At 69.7% G+C, this 2421-nt stretch carries 3 protein-coding genes and 1 pseudogene; 1 reads left to right on the forward strand and 3 read right to left on the reverse strand.

From position 1 onward, the window contains the following. Both AOK24_RS49790 and AOK24_RS24120 read right to left on the reverse strand, forming a co-directional pair. Nucleotides 1-217, reverse strand: a pseudogene (locus AOK24_RS49790) (hypothetical protein); the annotation flags it as partial. Between the two features lie 96 nt (nucleotides 218-313). Further along, nucleotides 314-1000, reverse strand: coding sequence for a DUF4230 domain-containing protein (locus AOK24_RS24120; RefSeq protein WP_055722164.1), 687 nt, complete (start codon nucleotides 998-1000; stop codon nucleotides 314-316). 235 nt (nucleotides 1001-1235) lie between these two features. On the opposite strand from AOK24_RS24120, the gene AOK24_RS24125 reads away from it, so the two are divergent. After that, nucleotides 1236-1664 (forward strand): nuclear transport factor 2 family protein, encoded by a 429-nt coding sequence (locus tag AOK24_RS24125; RefSeq protein WP_055722165.1) that lies wholly within the window; start codon nucleotides 1236-1238, stop codon nucleotides 1662-1664. A gap of 46 nt (nucleotides 1665-1710) precedes the next feature. On the opposite strand, the gene AOK24_RS24130 is transcribed toward AOK24_RS24125, so the two are convergent. Further along, entirely contained in the window at nucleotides 1711-2376 is a 666-nt protein-coding gene (locus AOK24_RS24130; protein WP_079056965.1) for a response regulator, read from the reverse strand. Between the last annotated feature and the right edge of the window lie 45 nt (nucleotides 2377-2421).

Below are 2421 nucleotides of genomic sequence, written 5' to 3' on the forward strand. Positions count from 1 at the left end.
GGCCGGCGGGGGAGCCCTTGGGGGCGCGTTTCTTGCTCCTGGCAGCTGCGGGCGCCGCCGGTTTCGCCTGTTTCGCCGGTTTCTTCGAGGTCCGGATCCGTACGGCCGTCAGCCGCTTCGTGAACGCCTTCACTCCTCCTGGAGCGGGCTCCGGTTTCGCGGGGGTGGGCGCGGACTTGGCCTTCGTGGTACGCGGACGTGAGGCTGCACGGGCCATCTGCGGTCCTCCAGGCTTCAACTTCCCAGCGTCCTAAGGCTGTTACCCAGGAAACGCCCGGGGATGCCGGTCCGCGCACCCCCGGGCGCCCCCCGGTCAGGCGACGTAGGAGACGGTGACCTCCTTGAAGCCGAGGGACCGCAGCAGGCCCTTGAGCATGCCCGTCGTGTTGGTCTCCGCGCGCGCCGTCAGCTCGCTCTGCCGCGCGGCCTCGCCGATGTGCCGCACGGCGAGCTTCTGCACCGCCTGCTCGCTGTTCGGGTTGCCCGAGAAGAAGTCGCCGAGCCGGTCCAGCAGGCCGCGCTGCTTGGACACGGCGTACGAACGGTCCGGGTCGAGCGCCGGTGTCGCGAGCCGCGCGTGCGGCAGGCGCAGCGTCGCCGTCGTACGGTCCTCGTCGACCGTCACGTCCTTGTCGCCCACCTTCCCGAGGTCCACGTACGCGTCCACCGTGCCCGCCCCCACGTACAGGGTCCGGGAACCGCGGATCGAGTCCGGCAGGAACTTCGCGTCCTTCTCCAGGTCCACGACGACCTGGAAGTTGCCCGACGCGCCCTCGTAGCGGCTCATGTCCTGGATCGACTGGAGGAGCGCCGGGCCCGTGCGGTCCTGTGTCTCCGTGCCGAAGAAATCGCGCAGTCCCGGCAGGAGGCTCAGCCTGATGCCCGCGAACATGACGGCCAGCACCACTACGACCGAGGTGAGCACCTTCGCCCACACCGGCATGCGCTGCGGCAGCCGCTTCGGGGGAGTCGTGGCGGTGTCGGGGGGAGTCGTCGTCATGGCGGTCTCCTTCCTGCGGTCCCCGCTGTCGCGGGGTCCCCGTACTGGTGTTCCCGCCATACGGATTCCCGTCGAACGCCTCTCCGCACCGCCTTGTCGACAAGCTGTGACAGGAGAGGCGGCTACCTGGGAGGTAATCGCGGAGGGAACTGCGAGGCGGCAACAATCCGTCGGGCAGGGCGAGTTCACGCCACCCACGTCCCTGTGTCCCGAGTTCGCGCAGAGAGGCCCCGCCATGAACCCCGACACCCGTACCTCGGTCCTCCAACTCCTCCAGCTCATCGGCGAGGGCGATCCCGACCGCATCGCCTCCCTTTACGCCGAGCACGTCGACTGGAAGCTCGACTGGCCCGCCGGGGAGCACGGGCGTACGGCCACGCCCTGGATCCGGCGCCGCTCCACCCGCGCCGAAGTCGCCGCGCACTTCCGGGAGTTGGCCGCACATCATGTCGCCGAGGAGGTCGACACCCGCGTCGAGCGTGTCCTCGTCGACGGCGCCGACGCGGTCGTCCTCGGGGAGATCCGGCAGACCGCGCGGGCGACCGGGCGGGCGTACCGGGCTCGGTTCGCCCTTCATCTGACGCTGGCGGAGGGGGTGGTGACTCGGCATCACGTGTACGAGGACAGTCTCGCCGTGGCCCAGGCGTTCGAGGGGGCGGGATGAGAGCCTGGACGATACGGGAGGTCCGCCGAGGTCGAGAGCGTGTGTCCTAGCCACCCGGCCTCACCAAGCCGTGGTCGAACGCGAACACCACCGCGTGCACCCGGTCCCTCAGCCCCAGCTTCTCCAGGACCCGGCCCACATGCGTCTTCACCGTCGCCTCCCCGATGTGCAGCCTGCCCGCGATCTCCGCGTTCGACAGTCCCCGGCCCAGCAGGAGCAGTACGCCGTGCTCCCGCTCCGTCAGTCTCGCCAGCCTCCTCGCCGTCTCCGGCGACGGCTCCAACGGCGTGGCCCTCGCGAACTCCGCGAGCAGACGCCGGGTGACTGACGGGCCCAGCAGTGCCTCGCCGGCCGCGAGCGTCCTGATCCCCTCGATCAACGCCTCGGGCGGACTCCGCTTCAACAAAAAACCGGCGGCCCCCGCTCTGACGGCCGCGAACACGTACTCGTCCAACTCGAAGGTCGTCAGGATCAACACCTTGGGCGCACCGTCCCCTTCGGCCCCGATCGCTCTCGTCGCGGCGACCCCGTCCAACAACGGCATCCGTACATCCATCAGCACGACGTCCGGCTTCGCCGCCCCGGCCAGCCGGACCGCCTCCTCACCGTCCCGCGCCTCACCCACGACCACGAGATCCGCCTGCGTCTCCAACATCATCCGCAGGCCGGCACGCATGAGGTCTTCATCGTCGGCCAGTAGTACACGGATCACTGGATGCCTTTCTCGGAAGGGGAGTTGGGGGTATCTTGCGGGGGC

Origin of the sequence: Streptomyces niveiscabiei, from assembly GCF_001419795.1 — a bacterium.
Lineage (GTDB): Bacteria > Actinomycetota > Actinomycetes > Streptomycetales > Streptomycetaceae > Streptomyces > Streptomyces niveiscabiei.